Annotated in this window: 22 protein-coding genes and 1 pseudogene; 15 read left to right on the top strand and 8 right to left on the bottom strand. The window is 60.6% G+C overall.

Going from position 1 to position 26,433, the window contains the following annotated elements; translation table 11 throughout:
* Positions 1-236: 236 nt before the first annotated feature.
* Positions 237-1,235 (bottom strand): NAD(P)H-quinone oxidoreductase, encoded by a 999-nt coding sequence (locus C7534_RS28260; RefSeq protein WP_109787793.1) that lies wholly within the window; start codon positions 1,233-1,235, stop codon positions 237-239.
* 57 nt (positions 1,236-1,292) lie between these two features.
* On the bottom strand, positions 1,293-2,504 hold the full coding sequence (locus C7534_RS28255; RefSeq protein ID WP_109787792.1) for a YbfB/YjiJ family MFS transporter: 1,212 nt from the start codon (positions 2,502-2,504) through the stop codon (positions 1,293-1,295).
* A 113-nt stretch (positions 2,505-2,617) separates the two neighbouring features.
* Between C7534_RS28255 and C7534_RS28250 the strand changes: the two genes are divergently transcribed.
* Positions 2,618-3,493, top strand: coding sequence for a LysR family transcriptional regulator (locus C7534_RS28250; protein WP_109787791.1), 876 nt, complete (start codon positions 2,618-2,620; stop codon positions 3,491-3,493).
* Positions 3,494-3,655: 162 nt separating this feature from the next.
* Here the strand turns inward: C7534_RS28250 and C7534_RS28245 are convergent, their stop codons facing one another.
* Positions 3,656-4,378, bottom strand: a complete 723-nt coding sequence (locus C7534_RS28245; protein WP_109787790.1) for a pirin family protein — start codon at positions 4,376-4,378, stop codon at positions 3,656-3,658.
* A gap of 335 nt (positions 4,379-4,713) precedes the next feature.
* On the opposite strand from C7534_RS28245, the gene C7534_RS28240 reads away from it, so the two are divergent.
* Together C7534_RS28240 and C7534_RS28235 are read left to right on the top strand one after the other, a co-directional pair.
* Entirely contained in the window at positions 4,714-5,664 is a 951-nt protein-coding gene (locus C7534_RS28240; protein WP_109787789.1) for a GlxA family transcriptional regulator, read from the top strand.
* Positions 5,665-5,850: 186 nt separating this feature from the next.
* A complete protein-coding gene (locus C7534_RS28235; protein ID WP_109787788.1) occupies positions 5,851-7,311 on the top strand; it encodes an ATP-binding protein in 1,461 nt (486 codons plus the stop codon).
* Here C7534_RS28235 and C7534_RS28230 read toward each other — a convergent pair.
* Positions 7,300-10,104 carry an ATP-binding protein gene (locus tag C7534_RS28230; protein ID WP_109787787.1) on the bottom strand — a complete coding sequence of 935 codons (2,805 nt, stop codon included), beginning with the start codon at positions 10,102-10,104 and terminating at the stop codon, positions 7,300-7,302. The two genes, C7534_RS28235 and C7534_RS28230, sit on opposite strands and share 12 nt — an antisense overlap.
* Before the next feature lie 368 nt (positions 10,105-10,472).
* Between C7534_RS28230 and C7534_RS28225 the strand changes: the two genes are divergently transcribed.
* From C7534_RS28225 to C7534_RS28215, 3 genes are all read left to right on the top strand, one after another.
* Positions 10,473-11,048, top strand: coding sequence for a flavodoxin family protein (locus C7534_RS28225; protein WP_109787797.1), 576 nt, complete (start codon positions 10,473-10,475; stop codon positions 11,046-11,048).
* Between the two features lie 31 nt (positions 11,049-11,079).
* Positions 11,080-11,904: an alpha/beta fold hydrolase gene (locus C7534_RS28220; protein ID WP_109787786.1), complete on the top strand. Its 825-nt coding sequence runs from the start codon at positions 11,080-11,082 to the stop codon at positions 11,902-11,904.
* 72 nt (positions 11,905-11,976) lie between these two features.
* On the top strand, positions 11,977-13,419 hold the full coding sequence (locus tag C7534_RS28215; protein WP_272482621.1) for a catalase: 1,443 nt from the start codon (positions 11,977-11,979) through the stop codon (positions 13,417-13,419).
* Positions 13,420-13,621: 202 nt separating this feature from the next.
* On the opposite strand, the gene C7534_RS28210 is transcribed toward C7534_RS28215, so the two are convergent.
* Positions 13,622-14,068 carry a helix-turn-helix domain-containing protein gene (locus C7534_RS28210; protein WP_046027993.1) on the bottom strand — a complete coding sequence of 149 codons (447 nt, stop codon included), beginning with the start codon at positions 14,066-14,068 and terminating at the stop codon, positions 13,622-13,624.
* Positions 14,069-14,278: 210 nt separating this feature from the next.
* On the opposite strand from C7534_RS28210, the gene C7534_RS28205 reads away from it, so the two are divergent.
* The 8 genes from C7534_RS28205 to C7534_RS28165 all read left to right on the top strand — a co-directional run bounded on the left by C7534_RS28205 (position 14,279) and on the right by C7534_RS28165 (position 22,566).
* Positions 14,279-15,265, top strand: coding sequence for an MBL fold metallo-hydrolase (locus tag C7534_RS28205; RefSeq protein WP_109787784.1), 987 nt, complete (start codon positions 14,279-14,281; stop codon positions 15,263-15,265).
* Positions 15,266-15,312: 47 nt separating this feature from the next.
* Positions 15,313-16,236: a LysR family transcriptional regulator gene (locus C7534_RS28200; RefSeq protein WP_109787783.1), complete on the top strand. Its 924-nt coding sequence runs from the start codon at positions 15,313-15,315 to the stop codon at positions 16,234-16,236.
* 923 nt (positions 16,237-17,159) lie between these two features.
* A complete protein-coding gene (locus tag C7534_RS28190) occupies positions 17,160-17,519 on the top strand; it encodes a DUF6124 family protein (RefSeq protein ID WP_109787782.1) in 360 nt (119 codons plus the stop codon).
* A 343-nt stretch (positions 17,520-17,862) separates the two neighbouring features.
* Positions 17,863-18,279, top strand: coding sequence for a DoxX family protein (locus tag C7534_RS28185; RefSeq protein WP_109787781.1), 417 nt, complete (start codon positions 17,863-17,865; stop codon positions 18,277-18,279).
* A complete protein-coding gene (locus tag C7534_RS28180) occupies positions 18,272-18,865 on the top strand; it encodes an antibiotic biosynthesis monooxygenase (RefSeq protein ID WP_109787780.1) in 594 nt (197 codons plus the stop codon). The genes C7534_RS28185 and C7534_RS28180 overlap by 8 nt, the downstream gene beginning before the upstream one ends.
* Entirely contained in the window at positions 18,862-20,700 is a 1,839-nt protein-coding gene (locus C7534_RS28175) for an amidohydrolase (protein ID WP_077430397.1), read from the top strand. Before C7534_RS28180 ends, C7534_RS28175 begins: the two co-directional genes overlap by 4 nt.
* 70 nt (positions 20,701-20,770) lie before the next feature.
* Complete coding sequence (gene ycaC / locus C7534_RS28170; protein WP_008032694.1) at positions 20,771-21,397, top strand: isochorismate family cysteine hydrolase YcaC; 627 nt, start codon at positions 20,771-20,773, stop codon at positions 21,395-21,397.
* A gap of 272 nt (positions 21,398-21,669) precedes the next feature.
* Entirely contained in the window at positions 21,670-22,566 is an 897-nt protein-coding gene (locus C7534_RS28165) for a LysR family transcriptional regulator (protein ID WP_109787779.1), read from the top strand.
* Positions 22,567-23,021: 455 nt separating this feature from the next.
* Here C7534_RS28165 and C7534_RS33005 read toward each other — a convergent pair.
* The 3 genes and pseudogenes from C7534_RS33005 to gspG form a co-directional block, all read right to left on the bottom strand.
* Positions 23,022-23,636 (bottom strand): annotated as a pseudogene (locus C7534_RS33005) (hypothetical protein); the annotation flags it as partial.
* A 151-nt stretch (positions 23,637-23,787) separates the two neighbouring features.
* Positions 23,788-24,975 (bottom strand): type II secretion system F family protein, encoded by a 1,188-nt coding sequence (locus C7534_RS28150; protein WP_109787777.1) that lies wholly within the window; start codon positions 24,973-24,975, stop codon positions 23,788-23,790.
* A gap of 12 nt (positions 24,976-24,987) precedes the next feature.
* Entirely contained in the window at positions 24,988-25,422 is a 435-nt protein-coding gene (gene gspG / locus C7534_RS28145; RefSeq protein WP_109787776.1) for a type II secretion system major pseudopilin GspG, read from the bottom strand.
* A gap of 195 nt (positions 25,423-25,617) precedes the next feature.
* On the opposite strand from gspG, the gene C7534_RS28140 reads away from it, so the two are divergent.
* On the top strand, positions 25,618-26,226 hold the full coding sequence (locus C7534_RS28140; protein WP_109787775.1) for a lytic transglycosylase domain-containing protein: 609 nt from the start codon (positions 25,618-25,620) through the stop codon (positions 26,224-26,226).
* The last annotated feature ends 207 nt before the right edge of the window (positions 26,227-26,433 follow it).

The following is a 26,433-nucleotide window of genomic DNA, read 5'->3' as shown; positions in this document are numbered from 1 at the left end:
CAACCGGCCTGACGACAACCCTGAGCTCCTACACGGCTGTAAGGCCGTTCCACTAATTAGGGTCGTTGGGCATCGATTCTCATCGAGGCGCGGGGTGACAGCCCCACTCAGACGCCGGATAGATGAAAGCAAGCCAAACACGACATCAAAAACAGTATTGCAGAAAAGGGGGTAACCATAGATGTAGGAGCCGAGCTTGCTCGCGATGGGGCCATCACTGCCTAAACCCATCTCGATCAATCCACCGTCAACACAATCTTGCCCACATGATCACCACCCTCCATCCGCGCATGCGCCTGCGACGCATCGGCAAGCGCATAGACCTTGTCGATCATCGGCAGGCAACGCCCGGCGGCGAGCACTGGCCAGACGTATTCACGCAGTTGCTCGGCAATCGACGCCTTTTCTTCGCGGGTGCGTGAGCGCAACAGGGAGCCGGTAATGATTGCGCGTTTGGCCATGATCGCCAGCAGGTCGACATCCTTGGCATGAGCGCCGCCGAGAAACCCCAGCATCACCAGTCGACCCTCCATGCCCAAGGCGGCGATGTTCGGGTTCAGGTATGAGCCGCCCATGATGTCGAGGATCACGTTCACGCCTTTGCCAGCGGTTTTTTGCGCGATGACGTCGGCAAAATCCTGATCGCGGTAGTTGATCGCCTCAGCCCCCAACTGGCGGATCACCGCACACTTTTCCTCACTGCCGGCAGTGGCGAATGCCTTGACGCCGAACTCGCGACACAGCATCAACGCGGTGGTGCCGATGCCACTGGTGCCGCCGTGAATCAATGCGCGCTGGCCTTTGCTGGCGCCGCCCATGTCGAACAGGTTGGCCCACACCGTGAAAAAGGTTTCCGGGATCGCCGCCGCGTGCACCCAGTCCATCCCTTGCGGGATCGGCAGCGTCTGGCTGGCCGGTACCACGCAATATTGTGCGTAGCCGCCGCCGTTGGTCAGCGCGCAGACCTTATCGCCAACGATAAACTCGCTGACGTCCGTACCGATCGCCACCACTTCGCCGGCCACTTCCAGCCCGGGGATCCGACTCATGCCGGGCTTCATCGGGTACTTGCCGGCGCGCTGGATCACGTCGGGGCGATTGACCCCGGCAGCGTGCACGCGAATCAGCACTTCGCCCGCACCCGGGGTCGGCACCGGCTCCTGGCGCGGTTTCAACACCTCGGGGCCGCCGGGCTCGGTGATTTCAATCAGGGTCATGGTTTGGGGCAATGTCATGTCGAATTCCTGGAACGAAGAAGTCATAAAGTGGGACCGCATCAAGGTGTCGGTGATTCAGTTCAAAGCGGGCAGCAAACCCTCACGACGGTTCAGTAACCGCGTGACGTGTTCCAGCAACAGTGCAACCACAATCGCACCGGCTGCGATGACAAACAACATGGCGTGATGACCGCCGCTGGCGTTAAACAGTGCCGAATAGGCAAACCCGGTGATGGCCTGAAACGTTGCAAACGAAACCGTCGCACGACTCCAGGCCATTTGCTGCTGGTGATGCTGGGGAATCAGTTCGTGAACCCGTGCCAGCGCCAGCGGGACGATGCCCGGCGGGAACGAGCCGATAATCACCGCCAGCAACGCCAAAGCGGTAAAGGAGCTGGAAATCGACAGCAGGCCAACGGCAATCGCCTGCACCACCAGCACCAGCCGAATACTCATCTTCGCGCCCAGTTGATCCGCCAGAAATCCGTAACTCACCGGCCCGATAATCGCGCCAAGGCCATACATCACCCAAATCAGCGCACCGACGTGCGGCCCAGCACCGAGGCCACGAGCCACGTAATCCACCAGGAACACCATGGCTGGCACCAGCCCGGCGGCCATGAGCGCGTATTGAGCGAACAACAGGTAAACGTTCCGGTCAGTGGCTGTCTTGGGTTCCTCGACGGAGGGCGTGACGGCGGTGTGGTGAGTGTCTGACGGCCAGCCGAACCAACTGGCAGCGGTCAGCAACAAGGACAGCAGACCAAGCCCGAACCAGGTCTGTTGCAAGCCGAGGCTCAATAACGGCGGGACAATCGTCCCCGAACCGGCAATGCCCAGGCCAATACCGAAAAAAATTGCACCACTGGCCAACCCCCGGCGGGATGCCGGGACATGCGGCAAGACGGTGGCGGCCGCCAGCACCATGATCGCGCCACCGGCAATGCCCGACAGCAGGCGCCAACCGAAGAACCAACTCACCGACAGGGGAAAGCCACAAGCAAAGAATGACAAGGTCACGGCCACCATCATCAGCCGCAGCGCGGTTTTGTTGGAGGTGCGTTGCGCGACGGGGCGACCAATCAGGGCACCAATCAAATAGCCGACCAGATTGGCGGCACCGAGGTAAACCACGTCGCGGGTGGAAAACCAGTGCGCCTGGATCAGCGATGGAATCAGTGGCGTGTACGCGAACCGCGCCAGGCCAATGCTGACCAGGCTGGCGCTGAGACCGGCGAAGATCGGCAGCCAGATCGCGTTGCGCGGAGTAGTCGATGTGCTGTGCATGAGAAGGGTCCAGTGAGGTGGATGCTGGCTTTCAGCCTATCGCGATTGATTGATGCAATAACGCAGCGATTTTGCGTTATCGTGATGCGAAATTGCATCGCTAGGGGCGCCGCATGAACTGGGATGACGCACGGGTATTTCTGGCAGTGTGCCGAGAATCGACTCTTCGGGGTGCGGCGCGGGTGCTGGGGGTCGATCAGGCCACGGTGGGCCGGCGTATCACTGCGCTGGAAAAGTCATTGAGTGCCACGTTGTTTCTGCGCACCTCTGAGGGCTATGCACTGACCGCAGTCGGCGAGGCGGCGTTGGCGGCAGTGGAAAAAATGGAGCGCTCGGCGCTGGAACTGCAGCGTCAGATTCAAGGGCTGGACGACCGGTTGACCGGCCTCGTCCGGGTCACCACCACGGATTCGATGGCCATCGACTTCCTGATCCCGGCCATTGCGCGCCTGCATCAGCAGCACCCCGATGTGCGGGTGCAATTGGACGCCTCGACGCAGATCCTGAGCCTATCCAAGCGCGAAGCCGACATCGCTGTGCGCAACACCCGACCGGATAACCCGGACCTGATCGCCCGACGAATTGCCCGCTGGCCGGTGGGGCTGTTTGCGTCCCGGGCGTATGTGCAAGCCAACGGGGTGCCGGAGCCGGGCTCGGCGTTTGAAGGGCATGATCTGGTGGTGTATCAGCCGTACCTGCAAGGCAACAAGGAGATGACGCTGGTGTCGGAACCACTGGCGCGCGGGCGGATTGTGTCGAGCCTGAGTTCCAGCCTGCTGGTGCGTCGCTCCATCGCGGCGGGGATCGGGTTGGGGGAAGTGCCAGTGTACTTGGGGGAGAGGGACGGGCTGGTCAGGCTCTGGCCGGAGCGCACGCGACCGCTGCCGTATGACATCTGGCTGGTGACCCACGCCGACTTGCGGCACACCGCGCGGGTGCGGGCGGTCATTGATGAAATTGTCGCGGGGTTTTCCGGTACGGGAGAGTGACCGCACACAACCTGTAGCAGCTGGCGAAGCCTGCGTCCGGCTGCGAAGCAGTCGTGATTTCAAACGCTGCGGTCTAAATGACAGACCGCATGCGCTGGGTTTACGACTGCTTCGCAGCCGGACGCAGGCTTCGCCAGCGGCTACAGGGATCGTGGGTGACGGTTATGGCATTTCAGGCAGTTCTTGCGGGCGCAGGTCGAACACCAGCACTTCGGCATCCACGCCGTTGTTCAACGTCAGCACCTGCTCATCGCGAACCCGCACGCCGTCGCCTGCCTGCAACGACACACCGTTGAGTTCGACACTGCCACGGGCCACATGCACATAGGCATAGCGGTTGGCGGCCAGCTCAAGCGTGGCGCTTTCCTTGCCATCAATCAGCGCGGCGTACACCCGGGCATCCTGGCGCACTTTCAGCGAGCCCTTGGCGCCGTCCGGGGAAATGATCAGTTGCAGGCGTCCGCGTTTCTTTTGCGTGCTGAAGTGCTCTTGCTGATAACGCGGTTTGGCGCCGCTCACTTCAGGCACGATCCAGATCTGCAGAAAGTGCACGGGGCGTGTTGCCGAGTGGTTGTACTCGCTGTGCGCCACGCCACTGCCGGCGCTCATCAACTGCACGTCACCCGGGCGGATCACCGAACCGGTGCCCAGGGTGTCCTTGTGTTCCAGTGCGCCGTCGAGCACGTAGGAGAAAATCTCCATGTCGCGGTGGGGGTGCTGGCCAAAGCCTTTGCCGGCCGCCACGCGGTCATCGTTGATCACCAACAGATCGGAAAAACCCTGTTCTTTCGGGTTGCGATAGTTGGCGAAGGAAAAGGTATGGAACGACTTCAACCAACCGTGATTGGCCGCGCCGCGATCAGAGGCTTTGCGAAGGGTCAGCATGATGAAATCTCCTGTTGGGACGTTGATTCGTCCGAGTGAGGAGAAGGTTAATGGTTACTGGTTTGTGCAATAAGTAGATGAAAATTGAAATACTGTCTCTTTCAGGTTGACAGTTGTGTGCAAAGGATCACGGACGCCAACGCCACGATTAGCCATAATGCACAGCATCCTTTTAATGCCGTACCCCTAACCCTGTGGGAGTGAGCCTGCTCGCGATAGCGGAGTATCAGTCGACATCAATGTTGACGTTGCCGACGCCATCGCGAGCAGGCACGCTCCTACAGGGACCGGTGTCTGGCCAGTATTCTTTTTTTGACTTCAGTGACTCTTAGCCCATGAAAACCGTAGCTGTAGTGTTGTTCCCGGGCTTCCTCCTGCTCGACATGGCCGGTCCCATGGAGGTGTTTTCCATCGCCAACCGATACCTGGCGCCGGCTGATTGTTACGAGCTGACGACCATCGGCACCGAGGCTGGCGCGCTGCGTGCCTCCAACGGCGTTCGCGTTCAGGCCGATTTGCACATTGATCAGGCGATCGAGGGTTACGACTTGCTGCTGGTGCCGGGCGGTCCCGGTGCCTATAACGAAAAACATCCGCCGTTGCTCGCCTGGCTCAAGGGCGCCGTAAGCCGTGCCGGGCGCTACGGTTCGATCTGCACCGGCGCCTTTGTCCTGGGGCATGCCGGTTTGCTGGACGGTTACCGCGTGACCACCCACTGGCACTACACCGAACGTTTGATCAAAGGCTTTCCCAAGGCCACGGTGGAGACCGATCAAATCTACGTTCAGGACCGCAATCTCATCACCTCCGGCGGCGTGACCGCCGGCATTGACCTGGCGCTGGCGGTCGTGGCCGAAGACCATGGCAAGAAAGTCGCGCAGGACGTGGCTAAAGTGTTGCTGGTGGTGATGAAACGTCAGGGCGGGCAGGCGCAATTCAGCCCATTGATGGCCACGGTCGCCCCGCATGAAACGCCGATTACCCGGGTGCAGAACTATGTACTCGAACACCTGGATGAAGCGTTCAGCATCGAACGCATGGCCAGCCTGGCAACCATGAGTGCGCGGCATTTCACCCGGGTGTTTGCCCGGGAAGTGCAGATGACGCCGATGGAGTTCCTGCAAAACGCGCGCATCGACCACGCCCGCAGCTTGCTGGAAACCTGCGACTCACCGCTCAAGACCGTGGCTTTCAAAAGCGGCTTTGGCAGTGTGCGGCACATGCGTTTCCTGTTCAGTGAAAAACTCGGTTTGACCCCCAGCCAATACCGCGAACAGTTCAGCTAGAGTGTTGTGTCCGTTGCACGCACCCTGATGGCCGTGACGCTCCCTCCGTGGCAGTTGTACCGTCACGCAGGCCTGCCAAGATACCCCCTGAACTCTTTGCGATGGAGGTGCGGGAGCCTGGAGGGCGAGTGCGATGGACGATTGCAGCACGTTAAGCCGGGCCAGGTTTTCAGCACGCGAACGTGCATGAACAGCCTCAGAGATTTAAACAGCGAAGCGGTGCTGCATTTCGGCCCCTACGCGTTTCACCAGCACCAACGGCTGATTCTCGACGGTGAACGGCCGCTGCGCATGGGTGGGCGGGCCCTGGATATTTTGCAGGTGCTGGTCGAGCGTGCCGGGACGGTGGTCAGCAAAGACGAATTGATCGCCCAGGTCTGGCCGACGTCGGTGGTCGAAGAAATCAACCTGCGCGTGCACATCGCCGCGCTGCGCCGCGCCCTTGGCGACGGGCAGAATGGTCAGCGCTATATCGTCAATATTCCCCAGCGCGGGTACAGCTTTGTTGCCCCGGTGCAGCACCTGCCGGCGGGCGCACCCATTGCGATTCAGACCGTTCAGAACGCTCAGCACAACCTGCCTGCGCGGCTCATGCCGGTGACCGGTCGAGACTCGATTGTCGGCAGTCTGGTCCGGCAATTGCCGGTGCGACGCCTGATGACGCTGGTTGGTCCCGCCGGCATCGGTAAAACCACCGTGGCATTGCGCGTTGCCGAGCTGCTGTTGCAGCACTATGAGGACGGCGTCTGGCTGGTGGATCTGTCGACGATTGATGATCCGGCGCAAGTGATTGCCCACCTGGCGCGCACCCTTGAACTGGACGTCGGGGCTACTCTCGAGGTGTTGGCGCAACGCCATACGTTGCTGGTGCTCGACAACTGCGAGCACCTGCTGGAGCGCTGTCGCACATTGGTCGAAAGCTTGCTGGTTGCGGCGCCCCGGCTGTCGATTCTGGCCACTAGCCGTGAACCGCTGCGGGCCTCGGGGGAAACCATCCTGCATCTGCCGCCATTGGCGGTGCCGCCCGCTGGCGCTGTACTCAGTGTCACCGAAGTCATGGGCTATTCAGCCGTGCAACTGTTCGTCAGTCGCGCCCGTGCCCGTCAACAAGGCTTTGCCCTGCGCGAACAAGACCTCATGGCCGTGTGTGAAATTTGCCGCCGGCTCGATGGTTTACCGCTGGCCATTGAACTGGCCGCCGCGCAAATCGATGCATTGGCGCTGGTCGGCTTGCAAGCCCAGCTCGACAACTGTTTCCAGCTACTGACCCAGGGCCGGCGCACCGCCGTTCCCCGGCATCAAACCTTGAAAGCTGCGCTGGACTGGAGCTATGAACAGCTGAGCCCGTTGGAGCAAACGGTGCTGCAACGCCTGGCCGTATTCAAAAAGGCCTTCACCCTGGACGCCGCCATGGGAGTGATCAGTTGTGCGGTGTGGCAACCCGGTCGCTTGATCGAAGCGATGCAACACCTAGCGCTCAAATCGCTGTTGTCGCGGGAGCAGGGCAGTGGGGTGACCCGTTACCGGCTCCTCTACACCACCCGCGCGTACGCCCTGGAAAAGCTCGAACACGGTGGTCAATTGCCCGAAGTCGAAAGGCGCTACACCCGTTACATCAACCGGGCGCGCAAAGTGTCAGGCAGGTAGATGGCGTTGCAACTCGTCGAGTAACCGGCGGACTTTTGTCAGGTCCGGCGTGGAAAAGCCTTCGGTGAATCGCTGGTAAATCGGCTCCAGCAGCTCATGGGCTGGCCGATAGCGGCCCTGACGCTGCCAAAGCTGTGCCAGCGAGGTGGCGCTGCGAAGTTCCCAGGCGAGAGCGCCCTGGGTCCTGGCGACATTCAGGGCCCTGATCAGCACGGCCTCGGCGGCCTCGGTTTTCAGCGGGCAATCCTCGGTCAGCAGCGCGCTCGCCTTGGCCCGCAGGATTTCTGCGGTGCTCCAGCCTGCGGTGCCGGTATCTGCTCGCTGCTGCAAGGCGTCATCGACGAAACCGCTGTCCAGCGTGACCATGATGTCCTTGATCAACCCGCTGCCCGGTGGGGGCGGCAAGTGCGCTTCGGCCTGGTCAATCACCTGCGCGTAGTGCCGCGCCCACGTGTGGAACAGCAGCACCGAATGTTTCTGCGCTTGTTCCAGCAGCAGGCGCAGGAGTTCGCGGGCAGTGCGGGTGTCGCCGTTGTAGTGGGCGATCAGGCAACCGGCCAGGGCCAGGGTGTAGCAGATGGAGGTGCCATGGTTGATCTGGATCGCGATGTCCAGTGCCTGCCGGGCGGTGCGCCAGGCCTGTTCCGGTCGGCCCTGCAACCACAGGATGCGCGCCAGAATCGTCAGGGCGGCAACGCTCTGATCGTATTGCACGCCAAAACCATGGGTGAAGCGGTTGAGGTGGCCGCTCTGGGCCATACGCTGGATCACTTGTTCGGCATTCATCCGTGCTTGTTCTTGATCACCCGAAAAATGCAGGGCCAGCACGCGTAAACGGTGTGTGCTCAGCGACAGCACGGTGTCGTCATGTTTGCCCAGCCGTTTGAACTGCAGGCTCTGTTCCAGTGCCATTTGATAGTTGCCGCAACTGAGATTGGCCGCCATGTACCCGGACAGCGCTCGTAGTTGACCGGTCAAGTCACCACACTGATTGGCGAGGGCTCGGGCGCCGACGAAGGCGTCGATGGTTTCAGCGGTCCCCCCCTGGAGGTGGTAGCAGGAGGCGCCGAGGGCAAGCTTCAGGTTCATGTGCAGATGACAGCAGGGCTCGGGCGTCGCATCGAGCAATGCCAGCGCCTTGCGCACATAATCGCCGTGCTCCTTGAGCAACGACAGTTCCTGCCAGAGCGGCGTCGACGTTGCGACAAGGCGAATCGCCAGGGCCTGTTGGCGTTGCGTATTCAACCCCCAGTCGAGGGCCGAACGAATGTCTTCCAGGGTCCGGGCATAACGCTCGATCCACAGGCGGGTTGGGATGTGTTCCCAATCGCTCCGGGCCTGATGCATCAAGGCCAGGCAACGTTCGGCATGGCGTACGCGGGTGTCCGGCAAGTCGGCGGCCTGGTCGAGTTTTTCCAGGGCATAGTGGCGCGTGGTGTCGAGCAGGCGGTAGTACACGTCTTCGTCGCCCACTTCCACGCTCAACAGCGATTTGGCCACCAGTTGGGTGATTACGCCAAAGACCCTGTCGGGATCGATGTGTTCGCCGACGATCACCGCCGCCGCTGATTCCAGGGTGAAGCCACCCCGGAATACGCCGAGTCGGCGCAGGCAGGTTTGCTCGCACGCCGTCAACAGGTCGAAGCTCCAGTCGAGCGTAGCGCGCAATGTCTGGTGTCGGCCCAATGCCGGCTGACACCCTTGGGTCAGCAGGCGAAAACTGTCCTGTAGCTGATCCAGCAATCCGCTCAAGCCAAAGTGGCCGACTTGCGCGGCGGCCAGTTCGATGGCCAACGGAATGCCGTCCAGGCGATGGCAGATGTCGACCAGCAACGGTAGGTCTGCATCGCTCAGTTCAAAGCTGTCGTGGCTGGCCATCGCCCGCTCGACAAACAATTGCAGGGCCGAAAACGTCAACGCCTGAGCGCGGTCCAGCACTGCAATGGGTGGCGGACAGTCCAGCGATTCAAGACGCTGAACATATTCGCCTTCAGCCCGCAGGCTTTCGCGACTGGTGGCCAGAATGTGCACCTGCGGCGCGCCACGCAGCAGGGTTTCGCAGAGCACCGCGAGGGTGTCGACCAGGTGTTCGCAGTTGTCGATCACCAGCAACATTTGCCGGTCGCGCAGGAACATCGCCAGGCCGTTCATGGGGTCGGCGTCGGGCAAGGACACCTCCAGCAGCGTCGCCAGATGACTGCTGATCATTCTCGGGTCGTTGATCGGGGCCAGGTCCAGCAAGCGAATGCCGTCCCGGTAGCGTCCGATCAATTGTTCGGCGACGCGCAGGGCCACGGTGGTCTTGCCGATGCCGCCGGGGCCGACGAGGGTGATGAACCGCAGGTGAGCCAATCGCGAGACCAGACTGTCAACCAAGGGTTGGCGACCGATCAGGCGGGTACGGCGCACAGGCAGGTTATGGCCGCTCGGCGCCGGCCCTTGGCGTACAGGCGGTTGTTCGATCAGCTCCAGCGAGAAGGGCGCGACAAAACTGTAGCCGCGTTGTGCCACGGTGATGATGTAGCGCTGGCCTGCCTGACCATCGCCGAGGGCTTTGCGCAGCGCCGCCATGTGCACCCGCAGGTTGATGTCTTCCACCACACTTCTGGGCCAGACCGCCGCGATCAATTGCTGCTTGCTGACCACATTCCCGGCGTGCTCCAGCAGGATCAACAGAATGTCCATGGCACGCTTGCCCAGGCGCAAAGGCTGGTCGGCCTCCATCACCAGACGTTGTCCGGGATAGATCCGGTAAGGGCCGAAATGCACAACCTGTTCAGGGGAAAGGGTCAACGGGTCACTCCTGCCTGCATCCGTCTAGTACGCGGTTTCCGAGCATATTCCTCAGGTTTTCGCGGCAACGCAATGCGCGGCGCGAGTGACTGCGGGGTGTCCGCCCCGACGGCCGCTACCGGCCACGCGGCAGAGGCCGTGTTTACGGTAACAAAGCCGGGGTTACGGCTTTTGGTGCGCCAGGGAAAATTAACAACGTTTAACTCGTGTTGAGTCTGGTCCGCGCCCAAAACTCTCGTCCCATGGGACCTGTAGCAGCTGTCGAGTGAAACGAGGCTGCGATCTTGGCGATCAAAAATCGCAGCCTCGTTTCACTCGACAGCGGCTACAGCGCCTTCAAGGATTCAATTTGTCATAAGGACGCCGGAATGAGCAACGTAGTGGTGGTCTATCACAGCGGCTACGGGCACACCCGCGTCATGGCGCATGCCGTCGCCCAAGGAGTGGAGCGCCACCTGGGCAGCACCTGCCAGTTGATCCCGGTCGAGGAAGTGCAAGACCACTGGGATCAACTGCACCATGCCGACGCCATCATCTTCGGCGCTCCGACTTACATGGGCAGCGCTTCGGCGCCGTTCAAAGGGTTCATGGAGGCCACCGCGGCGTTTTACCTGGCCCAACCCTGGCGCGACAAACTGGCCGCCGGGTTCACCAACTCCGGCAGCCTGTGCGGCGACAAACTCAACACCTTGCTGCAGATGGCGGTATTCGCCGCCCAGCACTCAATGATCTGGGTCGGTCTCGACCTGCTGCCGGCGCGCTCCGGCACCGGCGTGTTCGATGGGCAGATGAATCGCCTGGGCAGCTCGCTGGGGGCCATGTCCCAGTCGAATGTCGAACAACCTCCCGAGCTGGCCCCGCCGCCCGAAGATCGCTGCACCGCCGCGCACCTGGGCGAGCGCGTTGCACGGCTGGCCGCACGCATGAATTCCTCACCGCTTTGATACACCCCGACACTCACTAAGGAGCAATCGCATGAGCACGTTCACCACTCGAGACGGCACCGAGATTTACTACAAGGATTGGGGCACCGGTCAGCCCATCGTCTTCAGCCACGGCTGGCCGTTGAACGCTGACAGTTGGGAGTCGCAGATGTTGTTCCTGGCCTCCAAAGGTTACCGGGTCATCGCCCATGACCGCCGTGGTCACGGGCGCTCCAGCCAGCCGTGGACCGGCAACGACATGGACACCTACGCCGACGACCTGGCGCAATTGATCGAGTTGCTGGACCTGCAAAACGCCGTGCTGTTCGGTTTCTCCACCGGGGGCGGTGAAGTGGCGCGCTACATCGGTCGCCACGGAACGGACCGGGTGGCCAAGGCCGGGTTGATTTCTTCGGTGCCGCCGCTGATGCTCAAGACCGAAGCCAACCCCGGCGGCCTGCCGATCGAGGTGTTTGACGGCATTCGCCAGGCATCGCTGGTCGACCGTTCGCAGCTGTACATCGACCTCGCCAGCGGCCCGTTCTTCGGTTTCAACAAACCGGACGCCAAGCCGTCACAGGGCATGATCGACTGGTTCTGGATGCAAGGCATGACCTCCGGCCACAAGAACGCCTACGACTGCATCAAGGCTTTTTCCGAAACCGACTTCACCGAAGACCTGAAGAAATTCGACGTGCCGACCCTGGTGGTGCACGGCGATGCGGACCAGGTGGTGCCGATTGAGGCGTCGGGCATTGCTTCGGCAAAACTGGTCAAGGGATCTACGCTCAAGGTCTACCCGGGCGCCCCCCATGGCTTGACGGATACCCACAAGGATCAGCTCAACACTGATTTGTTGGCGTTTCTCAAGGGTTGATGTCCCCGGCGCGGGCGTAGATCCGCGCCGGTTTTCGCTCCTGATGAGCAGCAATCCATCGAGTACATGATCATGAAAAAGCTGACCAACGCCACCGGCGCCCCGGTGGTCAATAACCTTAATATCCAGACCGCCGGCCCCCGCGGCCCGGCACTCCTGCAAGACATCTGGTTGTTGGAAAAACTCGCCCACTTCGACCGCGAGGTCATCCCCGAACGCCGCATGCATGCCAAGGGCGCTGGCGCCTACGGCACATTTACCGTCACCCATGACATCAGTGACTACTCCAAGGCCAGTATCTTCAGTGCCGTGGGCAAGCAAACACCGCTGTTCGTGCGTTTTTCCTCGGTGGCCGGCGAGCGCGGCGCAGCGGATGCCGAGCGTGACATCCGGGGTTTTGCGGTGAAGTTCTACACCGACGAAGGCAACTGGGACATCGTCGGCAACAACACGCCGGTGTTCTTCTTCCGCGATCCGCTGCGTTTTGCGGACCTTAATCATGTGGTCAAGCGCGATCCGCGTACCGGCCTGCGTAACGCCACCAGCAACTGGGATTTCTGGAGCCTGCTGCCCGAGGCGCTGCACCAGGTGACCATCGTGATGAGTGATCGCGGGATTCCCACCAGCTTTCGCCATATGCACGGCTTTGGCAGTCACACCTTCAGCCTGATCAACCGCGACAACAAACGGGTGTGGGTGAAGTTTCATTTTGTCTGTCAGCAAGGCATCGAGAACCTCTCGGATGCCGAGGCGCAAGCGGTGGTCGGCAGGGACCGCGAAAGCAATCTGCGCGACCTGTATGAAGTCATCGAACAGGGCAATTTTCCGCGCTGGAAACTGTGCATCCAGGTGATGGAAGAAGAGCAGGCCAACACGTACCGGCACAACCCGTTCGACCTGACCAAGGTGTGGCCTCACGGCGAGTTTCCGCTGATCGAGGTCGGCATCATGGAGCTCAATCGCAACGCCGAGAACCACTTCGCCGAAATCGAACAAGCGGCGTTTTCGCCAGCCAACGTGGTGCCGGGCGTGAGTTTTTCGCCCGACCGCATGCTCCAGGCGCGGCTGTTTTCCTATGGTGATGCCCAACGCTATCGCCTCGGTGTGAATTTCAATCACATCCCGGTCAACGCACCGCGCTCCCCGGCGAACAGCTACCACCGCGACGGCGCCATGCGCACCGATGGCAACCTCGGTGGCACTGCCAGTTACTTCCCCAACAGCGTGGGCGAGTGGCAGGATTCGCCAGAGCTGGCCGATCCGCCGCTGCCAGTGGAAGGCTTCGCCCAGCACTATGACCATCGGCTGGAAAATGACCACTACGAGCAACCGGGGAACCTGTTCCGGTTGCTGGACCCGGTGCGCAAGCAGTTGCTGTTTGACAACACCGCGCGGGCCATGAATGGCGTGCCACGGGCGATTCGTCAGCGCCATATCGAGAACTGCACCAAGGCAGATCCGGCGTATGGGTTCGGCGTGGCTGAGGCGTTGGAACGTCTGGTCCCGCTGGGTTAACCCTGTAGCAGCTAGTTCGGCTTGTAGCAGCTGTCGAGCTTGCGTTCGGCTTGTAGCAGCTGTCGAGCTTGCGAGGCTGCGTCCGGCTGCGAAGCAGTCGTAAAATCAGCCAACGCGGTGTTTCAGGTAGACCGCGCTGTCAGGTTTCACGACTGCTTCGCAGCCGGACGCAGCCTCACAAGCTCGACAGCTGCTACACCTGCTACAAAGTGTTCGGCTGCGCTTGAGCGGTACAGACGGGGCGGCGGGGCTGAGCGGGTACAGCACGGCAACGCCAGGCAAACGGGTTGATGCCTTCGCTGCGGGTGAAGATGTGGCAGAAATGCGCTTGATCGCAGAAGCCGCATTCGAGGCTGATTTGCGTGAGGCTCAAATCGGTCGTGCGGATCAGTTCCTTGGCCCGGGCAATACGTTGGTGACGAATCCAGTCCTGGGGCGAGTAACCGGTGCTGCACTTGAACGCGCGGGAGAAATGACTGCGCGAGAGGGCGCAGGCGTGGGCCAGCTCGGTCACTTCAACCGTTTCACCGAGTCGATCCAGAATCAGTTGTTTGGCCAGGTTTTCTCGCCATGGGGTCAGGCCGCCGGTGGTCTTCTTTCGCGTATCAATAACTGCCGCGCGGGCAGTGTTTTGCTGAGAATGAGCCATGACAAATGTCCGTGTCGGTGAGCTTCATTCTTGGTCGCGGGGCGCTGGCAGGCGAGTTAAACGTTGTTAATTTCCTGGTTTTTTCCATATCGAGTAACCGCTCTAACTCAGCACATCGCTGCAATTTTCCGTGGGCGAGGTGCCGGCACAATCGGCGTCATCCGGCGGCGTGTCTGTGGCCGTTTTTCTGATTCGATCAAGGGTGAACACATGAAACATTCGTTGGTTTGCGCGATAGGGCTTGCGGTAGCGCTGGCGTCCGGCATTTCCTCGGCTCAGGCACCGGCGCAGGTCGGCACCCAAGTGCCGGGTTACTTCCGTTTGGCGGTGGGCGATTACGAAGTGACGGCGTTGTTCGATGGCTACAACGACCTGTCGCCCAAGCTGCTCAAAGGCCTGAGCCAAAGCCAGATCCGCGCGCTGCTCGCCCGGCGCTCGATTGAAACACCGGGCGTGCAAACCGCGTTCAATGCGTTTCTGGTCAACACCGGCAAGCAGTTGATCCTGGTGGACACCGGCGCCGGCCAGTGCATCGGTGCCACCGCCGGCATGCTCTTGGACAACATGAAAGCCGCCGGCTATGAACCGTCTCAGGTTGACGCGATCCTGTTGACTCACCTGCACCTGGACCACGTCTGCGGGCTGGTCGATGCCGAGCAAAAACCGGTGTTCGCCAATGCCACGGTGTATGCGGCCAAGGCCGAGGCCGATTACTGGCTTGACTCTCAGGCCATCGCCAAGGCCCCCGAGGGCGCAAAGCCGTATTTCAAAATCGCCCAGGACTCCACCGGGCCTTACGTCGCGCAGGGTCGCTTCAAAACGTTCGACGCCGGTCAGTCGCCCGTGCCAGGCGTGGTCGATGCCGAGCTGGAAGCCGGGCACACGCCGGGCAGCACCACCTACCGTTTCACCTCTCAGGGCCAGAGCATTTTGTTCATGGGCGATCTGGTGCATAACCTCGCCGTGCAGTTCGAACACCCTGAAGTGTCGATCGGTTTTGACGTCGACAGCCAGCAAGCGATCAAACGCCGCGCCAAGGTGTTCAGCGACGCGGTGGCCAGCAAGACCTGGGTCACGGCGGCGCACCTGCCGTTTCCGGGCATCGGCCACATCGCGGCGGAGGGCAAGCACTTCCAATGGGTGCCGGTCGAGTACGGCCCTTACAAACGAGCAGCCAACGTACCGCTGATCGAGTAAAGTCCCAGCGCTTCGTGCCTGTCTGAACTCACAAGGGAGCCATGCCTATGAACCGTAACGACCTGCGCCGTGTCGACATGAACCTGCTGGTGATTTTCGAGGCCTTGATGTTCGAAAAAAACCTGACCCGTGTTGCTGAAAAACTGTTCATGGGCCAGCCGGCGGTGAGTGCGGCATTGGGGCGGTTACGGGATTTGTTCGACGATCCATTGTTGCTGCGCAATGGCCGCGGCATGGAGCCGACCGGGCGGGCGCTGGCGATTCTCAAGGAGTTGCAGCCGGCGATGGATGTGATCTCGGGCGCGGTCAGTCGCGCCAAGGAGTTCGAGCCGGCCAGCAGTTGCGACGTGTTTCGCATCGGGCTGTCGGACGATGCTGAATTCGGTCTGTTTCCGCCGCTGCTGCGACAGCTTCAGGAAGAGGCGCCAGGGATCGTGATTGTGGTGCGCCGCGCCAATTACTTGTTGATGCCGGCGTTGCTGGCGTCCGGGGAGATTTCCGTGGGTGTCAGCTATACCACCGAATTGCCGGCGAATGCCAAGCGCAAAAAACTGCGCGACATTCCCTGCAAGGTGCTGCGCGGGGACAAGCGTCCCGGCACTCTGACGCTGGATGAATACTGCGAGCGGCCGCATGCCATGGTTTCGTTTTCCGGCGATCTGAGTGGCAACATCGATCTCGACCTGGCCAAGCTTGGTCGTAGTCGGCGTGTGGTGTTGGGGGTGCCGCAGTTCAGTGGTTTGCGTGCGATCCTTGCTGGCACCGAGATGATTGCCACGGTGCCGGATTATGCGGCGTGTGCGTTGGTGGAGGGGTGTGGGTTGCGTGCTGAGGACCCGCCGTTTGCCATTGATGCGGCGCAACTGTCGATGGCGTGGAGTGGGGTGCATGATAATGATCCGGCGGAGCGATGGTTGCGGTCGCGGATCAGTGAGTTTATGTCTGGGCCTTTGCCTGTGGTATCTGCTTGAACGTGGCGGCCTTTGGGCCGACCAAGTTGTTGTTTTTGGTGTACATATCCGTTGCTGCGGTAACGGCGGCTTAGGGTTTCGCCCTTACGGCGACTCACTTTTTTTTCAAACGCCAAAAAAAAGTAAGCAAAAAAAGGCTCGCCCCGAGCGTCCGGCCCCTCGCTGGGGCTCGGCGTTCCTTCGCTCCGGTATCCCTCCGGGGACACTGCCCTCCGGTCGGCTTCGCTTCGACCTACATGCAGCGTGTTCGACTGCGTCGAACGGCGCTACGCGCCACTCCCCGGATGAACACCTCCACTCAGCCTCCCGAAGGGGCGGGTGGATCAAGATCAAAAGCTGCAGGCGAGCTAACGCTCGGCCTGGTGAGTGGTGAGGGGCAAGAGCGGGTGTGGGGTGTTTTGCTTTTTGTGGGAGCGGGCTTGCCAGCGATGGCGGCCTGCCAGCCGACCGATCTCTTGCCGGTGTACCCATTCCCTGTAGGAGCCGGGCTTGCCCGCGATGGCGGCCTGGCAGCCGACCAACCTCTAGCAGATGGACCCGCTCCGACAGGGAATGTGCACTCATCCAAGCACTCCGTTTAATGGTGTTTAGCGTTACTTCCTGAAAGCCACAGAACCTTGCGCCGTTGCCTACGACTGCGCCAGAATCCGCCGGCTTGTGCGCTTTGACCCTGAACTCTATCGTTTCCGCATCGCTGCCAATCAGCGATCGGGTTTAGCGACCTGATCAGGTATAAGCGCAGCAACGCTCCGTCTTTATTGCAGGCATTGCATGTCTGTAGTTTCGATATGGTGGCTGTGCGCGGGAGGCCCTCGGGTCTGCCGGGTCTTATACCTCTCGGTTCGCTAACCTGCGTACAGCCGCCACCCTTACTTGTTTAGCGACAGGTTCTGGTGGCTCCATCAGGTATAAGGAGCTTCACCATGTTCAAAATCACACCCAATCCGCCAGAACCCGACGACGTTTCCCCCTACGAAACCACCGACTCCAAAAAGCTAAATACCGCCACAGACCGCGCCCTCGATTTCTACCTCAAACCCGTCATCCCCAAAGACACGCCACGCAAACCCAGCACGATTTACCTCGTCGATCCCGAAACCGGTAACGAAACCCTGCTGGTCAACGCCTGCGAGTCATTGGCGTCCGCCAGCGTCATGCTGAGCGATTTCGCCGGGCAACTGAGCGGCGCGCAGCGCCACACCCTGCTCGGTATTCAACAGTCTGTGATGTTGGGTGAACTGGCGGTGAACCGGATGTTGGATAATTTCGATCCGCAGCGCTAACGACGTATCTGTACCGATCGTTCCCACGCAGAGCGTGGAAACGATCAAAAGAACGGCCTCACCAGAGGCCGTTTTTTGTGCCTGCAAGAAACCTTCCGGCAAAGCAGGTTCCTGTGGGAGCCGGGCTTGCCCGCGATGGCGCAGGGTCAGTCAACATCTGTATTGACTGGAAGACCGCCATCGCGGGCAAGCCCGGCTCCTACAGAGATCTACGCAGGTAGGTAGCGGCGGGGCATCCACAAAAAGAGCACGTACATCCAATTTTTTGCGTCCCCCCACCGGCACTATCGAATCAAGTCCCGGCGCATCGCTGCCGGTGGTTTTTCATTTGTGCAGGTAGCCCATGAACGCATCGCGGTGGGATGAACAGGCTGAGGATTGGGGCCTGCTTTTTTTGCGGATCAGCAGCAGTTTGTTTTTGCTGTGGGTGCACGGTTTGCCGAAGCTGCTTAACTACAGCGCTCAACTGCAAGTCATCGAAGACCCTTTTCACATGGGCGTGAGCCTCACGCTGATGCTGGCGATTTTCGCCGAGGTGCTGTGCCCGCTGCTGATCATTGCCGGGGTGTTGGTGCGTTTGGCGTGCCTGCCGATTTTGACGTTGCTGCTGGTGGCGCTGCTGATTGTGCATCCGCAATGGAGTGTTGAAGAAGGGCAGTTCGGCTGGCTGCTGTTGATCCTGTTCACCAGCATTTTTATCGCCGGGCCGGGACGGCTGGCGCTCAATGTCCGATTCGCCGGAGTGTTGCGTTATGCCTGAATCCAATCGTTTCGAAGAAGTCGTGACCCTGGTCATCAAGCACCGGGTCAAGGCTGGATTTGAAGTGCCCTATGAAGCCTGGCTGCGCAACATCGTGAACATTGCCGGGCAACAGGAAGGGCACCTGGGCGTGGATGTGATGCGCGGTAAAAGTGCCGGGCTCGACATGTACACCTGCGTATTACGCTTTTGCACCACCGACGCGATGCAGCGCTGGCTCGACTCGCCGCAACGGCTGGCACTGGTCCAGGAAGCCACGCCGATGCTCGCCGACGGCGACCAGACCGAGGTCAACCCGGTCAAGGAATTCTGGTTCGCGCCGCAGGCCGACACCGCATCGCCACCGCCGCCGCGCTGGAAGCAAGCCGTGGTGACGCTGTTGGTCATTCTGCCGCACACCTTGCTGGTGCCACTGATCTGGGGGCCGCTACTACAGCTCAATGCGTTCCTCTCCAACTACGTGGTCGCGACGTTCCTGATCACGCTGACCATTGTCGTGTCGGTGGTGTACCTGTTCATGCCGATGGCGACGCGCCTGTTCGCGCCTTGGTTATCTCCTTCCACTCAGCCCAAGGAAACGCGATGAACGCCGATCTGATTTTGTTCAATGGCCAATTTCATACCGTTGACCGTGAAAACCCGCGCGCCAGTGCTGTAGCGATCCGCGACGGTCGTTTCGTCGCGGTCGGTACCGATGCCGAGGCCATGGCCCTGCGCGGCTCGGGTACGCAGGTCATCGACCTCAAGGGTCGCTGCGTCATTCCCGGCCTCAACGACTCGCACCTGCACCTGATTCGTGGCGGTTTGAACTACAACCTCGAACTGCGTTGGGAAGGGGTGCCGTCGCTGGCCGATGCATTGCGCATGCTCAAGGACCAGGCCGACCGCACGCCGACGCCGCAGTGGGTGCGGGTGGTCGGTGGCTGGAACGAATTCCAGTTCGCCGAAAAACGCATGCCGACCCTTGAAGAGCTCAATCAGGCCGCGCCGGATACGCCGGTGTTTGTGCTGCACTTGTACGACCGCGCCTTGCTCAACCGTGCCGCATTGCGCGTGGCCGGGTACACGCGCAACACGCCGAACCCGCCGGGTGGCGAGATTGTCCGCGATGCCAACGGCGAACCGACCGGCATGCTGGTGGCGCGACCCAATGCGATGATTTTGTACTCGACGCTGGCCAAGGGACCGAAGTTGCCGCTGGAGTATCAGGTCAACTCGACTCGCCAGTTCATGCGCGAACTCAACCGTCTGGGCCTGACCAGTGCCATCGATGCCGGCGGCGGTTTCCAGAATTACCCGGACGATTATCAGGTGATCGAACAGTTGGCCAAAGACCAGCAATTGACCATCCGGATCGCCTACAACCTGTTCACCCAAAAGCCCAAAGAAGAACTCACCGACTTCAAGAACTGGACCAGCAGCGTGACCCTGCACCAGGGCGACGATTACCTGCGGCACAACGGCGCCGGGGAAATGCTGGTGTTTTCGGCGGCGGATTTCGAGGACTTCCTCGAACCGCGCCCGGACCTGCCGCAGACCATGGAAGCCGAGCTGGAGCCGGTGGTGCGCCACCTCGTCGAGCAGCGCTGGCCGTTCCGGTTGCACGCCACCTACAACGAATCGATCAGCCGCATGCTCGACGTGTTCGAGAAGGTCAACCGCGACATCCCGTTCAATGGTTTGCCATGGTTTTTTGACCATGCCGAAACCATCACCCCGCAGAACATCGAGCGGGTGAGGGCGTTGGGCGGTGGTATTGCGATTCAGGACCGGATGGCGTTTCAGGGCGAATATTTTGTCGAGCGCTACGGCGCCAAAGCGGCCGAAGCGACACCGCCGATCAAGCGCATGTTGGCCGAAGGTGTGCCGGTCGGCGCCGGCACCGATGCGACGCGGGTGTCGAGCTACAACCCATGGACTTCGCTGTACTGGATGGTCAGCGGCCGCACGGTCGGCGGCCTGGAATTGCACGCAGAAGGACTGTCGCGCCAGACCGCGCTGGAACTGTTCACCCACGGCAGCGCCTGGTTCTCTTCCGAGCAGGGCAAGAAAGGCATGATCAAGGTCGGCCAGCTGGCGGACGTGGCGGCCCTGAGCGCGGACTTTTTCAGTGTCGATGAAGAAGCGATCAAGTGGATCGAGTCGGTGTTGACCGTGGTCGGCGGCAAGGTGGTGTACGCCGCCGGGGATTTCGAAAAACTCGGCCCAGCCAGCGTACCGGTGCTGCCGGACTGGTCGCCGGTGGTCAAGGTGCCGGGTCACTGGCGGCCAACGTCGCCGATGCAGGCGCAGGTTCACCATTGCAGCGGGCCGTGCGGCGTGCATGCCCACAGTCATGAGAAGGCGCGTTTGTCGAACGCGCCGGTCAGCGACTTCGCCGGTTTTTGGGGCGCCTTTGGCTGCTCGTGCTTTGCGTTCTGACGATTACCAAAAAAGCGCCAGCCACCACGGCCGGCGCTTTGAGCGATAAACATCCACCGAGGAGTTTCACATGAGCAACGTTCCGTACAAGCGCCTGAACAAAGACGACGCTGTTGTCCTGCTGGTCGACCACCAGACCGGCCTGATCTCGCTGGTCCAGGATTTCTCGCCAAACGAGTTCAAGAACAACGTGTTGGCTCTGGGCGACGTGGCCAAGTTCTTCAAACTACCGACCATCCTCACCACCAGTTTCGAAAACGGCCCGAATGGCCCGATGGTGCCTGAGCTCAAAGAACAGTTCCCGGACGCGCCGTACATCCCGCGTCCAGGCCAGATCAACGCCTGGGACAACGAAGATTTCGTCAAAGCCGTCAAAGCCACGGGCCGCAAGCAATTGATCATCGCGGGCGTGGTCACTGACGTTTGCGTGACCTTCCCGACACTGTCGGCGCTGGCCGAAGGGTTTGAAGTGTTCGTCGTCACCGACGCCTCGGGCACGTTCAACGAAACCGTGCAGCAAGCGGCGTGGGCGCGCATGGCGGCGGCCGGTGCTCAACTGGTGAACTGGTTCTCGGTGGCCTGCGAGCTGCAAGGCGACTGGCGCAACGACATGGAAGGCCTGGCGAACCTGCTGTCGCCACGCATTCCCAACTACCGCAATTTGATGAACAGCTACTCGGTGCTGACGTCGAAGTAAGTTCTGCCCCAATGAAAAATGCCCGCCAATGTGCGGGCATTTTTTTGCCTAGTAGCAGCTGACGAGCAGCGCGAGGCTGGGTTCGGCTGCGGAGCAGTCGTAAAACCTGAGTGCGAGTTTTGTCTGACACACCGCATTGTTTGATTTCACGACTGCTTCACAGCCGAACGCAGCCTCGACAGCGGCTACACGGGCCAGGCGCGAGATTAATGAGGGTGTCGATAATTCAGAAAGCGGCTATAAAGTGTTCGACTGTCAATCAGGCTGTGACAATGAACCCGTTCGAAGATATGCGTATTTTTTGCCAGGTCATGGACTCCGGCAGCTTCACGGCTGCGGCAGATCAATTGGGGCTGTCCAAGCAATTTGTCAGCCGGCGCCTGATGCAACTCGAAGAGCGCCTGGGCGTGCGCTTGCTCAATCGCTCGACCCGGCGACTGGACGTCACGCCGCTGGGGCAAAGTTATTACGAATCGGCCTTGCGCCTGCTCGGTGAAGTCGAGCAAGTGGAGCAGGGCATCGCCGGCCAGACCACCGAGCCACGGGGCACGATTCGCATCAGCGCACCCTTGTCGTTTGCACTGGCGCATTTGGGCAGCCTGCTGCCGGTGTTTTTGCAGCGATATCGTGATGTCACCGTGGAAGTGGACCTGAGTGATCGCCCGGTGGACTTGCTCAGCGAAGGCTACGACCTGGCCTTGCGCATCGGCATTCTGGAAGACTCGACGCTGATCGCCCGGTGCATCGCGTCGATCCAGCGCGTGTATTGCGCCAGCCCGACGTACCTGGCCGAGCGCGGCACGCCGCTCAAACCCGAAGACCTGCACAGCCATGACTGCCTGCCGTATGGCCACAGTCGTCAGGTGCAATGGCGATTCGACGGGCAGGGCAAACCGCTGACCGTCAATGTCACAGGCCGGATGCGGGTCAACAACGGTGATTTACTCAAAGACGCGGCGATTGCCGGGATGGGGATTACTTACTTGCCGACGTTTATCGTCGGTGCAGCCTTGAAGGACGGCAGGCTGGTGCCGGTGCTGGACGCGTTTCGGCCTGAGCCGCTGAGGCTGTCGGCGGTCTATCCGCTGCACCGCCAGAGTTCGCGGCCGGTACAGGCGTTTATCGAGTTTTTGCGTGAGCGGCTGGATCAGACTGGAGACGGACTCTAAGCCTCACACAGTTCCCCCTGTAGGAGTGAGCCTGCTCGCGATGGCTGAGTGTCAGACGACATCAATGTTGAATGACATATGGCTATCGTGAGCAGGCTCGCTCCTACATTGATGTGTGGATGACCTGGGCTTAGTGGTTATCAGGTCCTTTTGTCATCGCCGTTGACATGAACACCGCGGTCATCGCCGACTTCGCCGTTGGCATGAACACCTCGGTCATCACCGACTTCGCCGTTGGCATGAACACCGCGGTCATCACCGACTTCACCATTGGCGTGTACGCCACGGTCGTCGCCGATTTCGCCATTGGCGTGAACACCATTTTGGTTGTGGGATACTTCACCCGAGCGATGAGCGCCATTTTGGTTGTGGGACACTTCGCCGGAGCGATGAGCGCCATTTTGGTTGTGGGACACTTCGCCGGAGCGATGAGCGCCATTTTGGTTGTGGGACACTTCACCGGAGCGATGAGCGCCATTTTGGTTGTGGGACACTTCGCCGGAGCGATGAGCGCCATTTTGGTTGTGGGACACTTCACCGGAACGATGAACCCCATGGTCGTCGCCGATTTCACCGGCACGGTGAACGCCATGATCGTCGCCGATTTCACCGGCACGATGAACGCCATGATCGTCGCCAGGTTCGGCGTGCGTGCCATTGCGCCCGGAGTTGGAGGAGGCTGTGTTGCCGGCATTACCCGGGCCATGGTCGCTGCCGCTGTGACTGCTGCCGCTGTTGCCGCCGCTGCCACTGCCACTACTGCCGCCACTGCCGCTTCCACCGTGACCACCGCTGTTGCCACCGCCACCGCCACCATTACCGCCGCCACCACCGCCACCACCGCCATTACCGCCGCCGCCACCGCCATTACCACCGCCGCCACCACCATTGCCGCCGCCACCACCACCATTGCCGCCGCCGCCATGACCTCCGCCACCGCCCCCTCCGCCACCACCACCATCCTTGGCCTGAGCGGTCGACATGCTGGACAGACTGTCCGGTATCAATACGGTAGACGCCGACAGGACTGCGCCAATAGCTACTGCAAGTAAAAGCTTGTTGATGTGCATGTCGTTCTCCGTCTTCTTGTTCAGGGTTGGAACGTTGATGAACAATGCAACGTGCTGCTGGATTCAGTTAATGAACACCCCAGCGTTCAGATTTATTCAGTTGTATCGTTGATAAAAAATGCAACGTACCGCTCGAACCTGTTGCAGAGGGTCAGTGAATGCTGGAGGCCAGCTCGAAAATCGGCATGTACATCAGGATCACGATGACCCCGATCAACAAGCCGATGAAGGTCATGAGCAGCGGTTCAAACAGTCGTACAAACCATTCGATCCAGCGACTGATTTCTTCGTCGTAGAAGTCGGCGCTGCGTTCCATCATTTGCCCGAGGTTGCCGGACTGCTCGCCAGCGCGCAGCAAGCGCAGGGACACTGGGGTCACGAGGTGATTGAGCTCGAGCGCGGCCGACAGCGATTGGCCCTCACGCACCCGTTCGCAGGCTTCGTCCAGGCGTGTGCGGGAGGCCACGGTGAGCAGGCCCCGCACCATGCCCATGGCCGTGACGAGGGGAATGCCGCCTTGCAGCAAGATCCCCAGCGAGCGGTAGAAGCGCGCCAGTTCATACATGAAGATGCGTTGATGGACTGCCGGGAGTTTTTCGATCAGGCGGTCGACGCCCCGACGAAAGGCCGGTTGGCGCTGGAGGAAGGTGAGGGCGACGATGAGCGCCAGCAACCCGCCGAAGAATTCGCCCTGGTGCGCATGAAGGAACATCCCGCTGCTCATCAGGACTTGTGACATCCACGGCAGGTTCGACCCCAAGCCTTCGAACACCAGGCTGAAGCGCGGCACCACATAGCCCATCAAAAACAACACCACGCCACCTCCCACCACCAGCAACAGCATGGGGTAGATCGAAGCGCTGACGATTTTCTGCCGGACTTCGTCCATGCGCTGGCGATAGCTGACATAACGGCCCAGCGCTTCGCCCACGGCACCGGTCTTTTCACTGGACTGGACCAGCGCCACGTACAACGGCGGGAACACCGCCGACAACTGGCCCAATGCCTGGGAGAACGACTTGCCCTCATACAGCAGGCGCACCAGTTCACTTAAGGTTTTACGGGCCTGTGGCGCGGTTTCTTTTTCGGCCAGGCTTTCCAGCGCATCGATCAGCGGCAGGCCCGCATTGAGCAACGTGGTCAGCTCCTGGCTGAACAACACCAGGTTGAAGGTCTCGCGCTGGCGAAACTGCAGCGAGAGGAAATGCCGCTCGGCATGCAGGCTGACCACCCGCAGGCCCTGGTCCTCGACGATGCGCCGGGCTTCGCTGTGGCCGGGGGCCTCGACTGTCATCGAGACCACGCCGGCTTTACCCACGGCTTTGAGATGAAAGCGCATGGTCGTCCCCCGTTATTGCCAGCTGGTGATTTCGGCGTTTTCGCCTTCGCCACCGGGTTGTCCGTCCTTGCCCATGGACAACAGGTCGTATTCACCGTTTTCACCGGGATAGCGGTAGGTGTAGTTACGGCCCCACGGGTCTTGCGGCAATTTTTTCTGTAAGTAAGGGCCGGTCCAGTGCGTTTCATCGCTGGGCGCGGTGACCAGCGCCTGCAAGCCCTGTTCGGTCGACGGGTAGTGACCGACCTCCAGGCGATACAAATCCAGCGCCTTGCCCAGGCCTTCGATTTGCGCCTTGGCGACTTTGACCTCGGAACGGCCCAGTTGGGCGAAATATTTCGGCGCGACGATGCCAGCCAACAACCCCAGCACCACCAGCACCACCAACAGTTCGAGCAGGGTGAACCCGCGTTGCATACGCGGGGCATAACACAGACGTTGATTCATGATGACCTCACACAGTCGGCAGAAGGGTCGCAATAAAGATTTATGCAATTGCCATGCTCAGCCTTGGGCAACCTTCTGGACCCCCCGTGCCAAGGCCTTTTGCGCTTACGGCACAGTGCTTGCGTATGGCTGATTTACGATCGGCCACTGGGGCATTACCCCCATTTTTTGGGGCCGACCAGGGGAGGAAAAACAATGAAAACACTCACCGCTGGATTGATCGGATGTCTGTTATTGACCGGCGTCGCACAGGCCGATGTATTCGTTTCCGTGGACGCCAAGGGCAGCTACGTGCTGTCCAATGTCCACCGTCCCGGTCGTACCTATGAGCGGGTCATTCACGAGCCAACGGCGGCTGTTGTCAGCCTCGATCAGCAACCCCAGATGATCGCCGCACAACCCTATGCCGAGCTGGTCTCGGCAGCGGCCACGGCCAATGAAGTACCGGCTGCGCTGCTGCACGCGGTTATCCGCGCCGAGTCCCGCTACAACGCTGACGCAACGTCCGCCAAAGGCGCTGGCGGGCTGATGCAATTGATGCCCGATACCGCGCGGGAGATGGGGGTCAAGGATGTCTACGATCCGAAGGCCAACATCCAGGGCGGCGCCAAATACCTCAAGCGTTTGTTGACCCTGTTCGACAACGACATCGCACTCGCGGTAGCGGCCTACAACGCCGGCCCGCAAGCCGTGCTCAGCCGTGGCGGGGTGATCCCGCCGTTCGCCGAAACCCAGCGCTACGTGCCGGATGTTTTACGCCAATACCGCCGTCTGCAGGGCTTGGCCGTGGATGCGCCGTTGTAGTCGAACACCACGCGCCGGCTCCCCCCAATAGTGGGGAATGATGGCCCCGGCAGAAAAGTGGGGAATAAGTGGGGAATATCCCCCGAGTTATTAAGTCGTAAACGTAAAGCACTGAAAAAAAAGAAAAATATATTTGGCATGAGGATTGCTCAAGGGCATTCAGTCGAGAATTATTCCCTGTGAGCATTTAAAACGAGGCCCGTGATT

This window comes from Pseudomonas sp. OV226 (assembly GCF_003148705.1).
Taxonomy (GTDB): domain Bacteria; phylum Pseudomonadota; class Gammaproteobacteria; order Pseudomonadales; family Pseudomonadaceae; genus Aquipseudomonas.
This window is presented reverse-complemented; position numbering and strand designations above follow the sequence as displayed.

What these genes read in the sequence shown, in the direction of transcription:
- C7534_RS28210 (WP_046027993.1), bottom strand. Translation starts at nt 14,068, where the DNA reads ATGGCTCATTCTCAGCAAAACACTGCCCGCGCGGCAGTTATTGATACG.
- C7534_RS28200 (WP_109787783.1), top strand. Translation starts at nt 15,313, where the DNA reads ATGAACCGTAACGACCTGCGCCGTGTCGACATGAACCTGCTGGTGATT.
- C7534_RS28240 (WP_109787789.1), top strand. Translation starts at nt 4,714, where the DNA reads ATGAAAACCGTAGCTGTAGTGTTGTTCCCGGGCTTCCTCCTGCTCGAC.
- C7534_RS28235 (WP_109787788.1), top strand. Translation starts at nt 5,851, where the DNA reads ATGAACAGCCTCAGAGATTTAAACAGCGAAGCGGTGCTGCATTTCGGC.
- C7534_RS28260 (WP_109787793.1), bottom strand. Translation starts at nt 1,235, where the DNA reads ATGACATTGCCCCAAACCATGACCCTGATTGAAATCACCGAGCCCGGC.
- C7534_RS28225 (WP_109787797.1), top strand. Translation starts at nt 10,473, where the DNA reads ATGAGCAACGTAGTGGTGGTCTATCACAGCGGCTACGGGCACACCCGC.
- C7534_RS28140 (WP_109787775.1), top strand. Translation starts at nt 25,618, where the DNA reads ATGAAAACACTCACCGCTGGATTGATCGGATGTCTGTTATTGACCGGC.
- C7534_RS28215 (WP_272482621.1), top strand. Translation starts at nt 11,977, where the DNA reads ATGAAAAAGCTGACCAACGCCACCGGCGCCCCGGTGGTCAATAACCTT.
- C7534_RS28255 (WP_109787792.1), bottom strand. Translation starts at nt 2,504, where the DNA reads ATGCACAGCACATCGACTACTCCGCGCAACGCGATCTGGCTGCCGATC.
- C7534_RS28150 (WP_109787777.1), bottom strand. Translation starts at nt 24,975, where the DNA reads ATGCGCTTTCATCTCAAAGCCGTGGGTAAAGCCGGCGTGGTCTCGATG.
- C7534_RS28220 (WP_109787786.1), top strand. Translation starts at nt 11,080, where the DNA reads ATGAGCACGTTCACCACTCGAGACGGCACCGAGATTTACTACAAGGAT.
- C7534_RS28205 (WP_109787784.1), top strand. Translation starts at nt 14,279, where the DNA reads ATGAAACATTCGTTGGTTTGCGCGATAGGGCTTGCGGTAGCGCTGGCG.
- C7534_RS28245 (WP_109787790.1), bottom strand. Translation starts at nt 4,378, where the DNA reads ATGCTGACCCTTCGCAAAGCCTCTGATCGCGGCGCGGCCAATCACGGT.
- C7534_RS28180 (WP_109787780.1), top strand. Translation starts at nt 18,272, where the DNA reads ATGCCTGAATCCAATCGTTTCGAAGAAGTCGTGACCCTGGTCATCAAG.
- C7534_RS28185 (WP_109787781.1), top strand. Translation starts at nt 17,863, where the DNA reads ATGAACGCATCGCGGTGGGATGAACAGGCTGAGGATTGGGGCCTGCTT.
- ycaC (WP_008032694.1), top strand. Translation starts at nt 20,771, where the DNA reads ATGAGCAACGTTCCGTACAAGCGCCTGAACAAAGACGACGCTGTTGTC.
- C7534_RS28190 (WP_109787782.1), top strand. Translation starts at nt 17,160, where the DNA reads ATGTTCAAAATCACACCCAATCCGCCAGAACCCGACGACGTTTCCCCC.
- C7534_RS28250 (WP_109787791.1), top strand. Translation starts at nt 2,618, where the DNA reads ATGAACTGGGATGACGCACGGGTATTTCTGGCAGTGTGCCGAGAATCG.
- C7534_RS28175 (WP_077430397.1), top strand. Translation starts at nt 18,862, where the DNA reads ATGAACGCCGATCTGATTTTGTTCAATGGCCAATTTCATACCGTTGAC.
- gspG (WP_109787776.1), bottom strand. Translation starts at nt 25,422, where the DNA reads ATGAATCAACGTCTGTGTTATGCCCCGCGTATGCAACGCGGGTTCACC.
- C7534_RS28165 (WP_109787779.1), top strand. Translation starts at nt 21,670, where the DNA reads ATGAACCCGTTCGAAGATATGCGTATTTTTTGCCAGGTCATGGACTCC.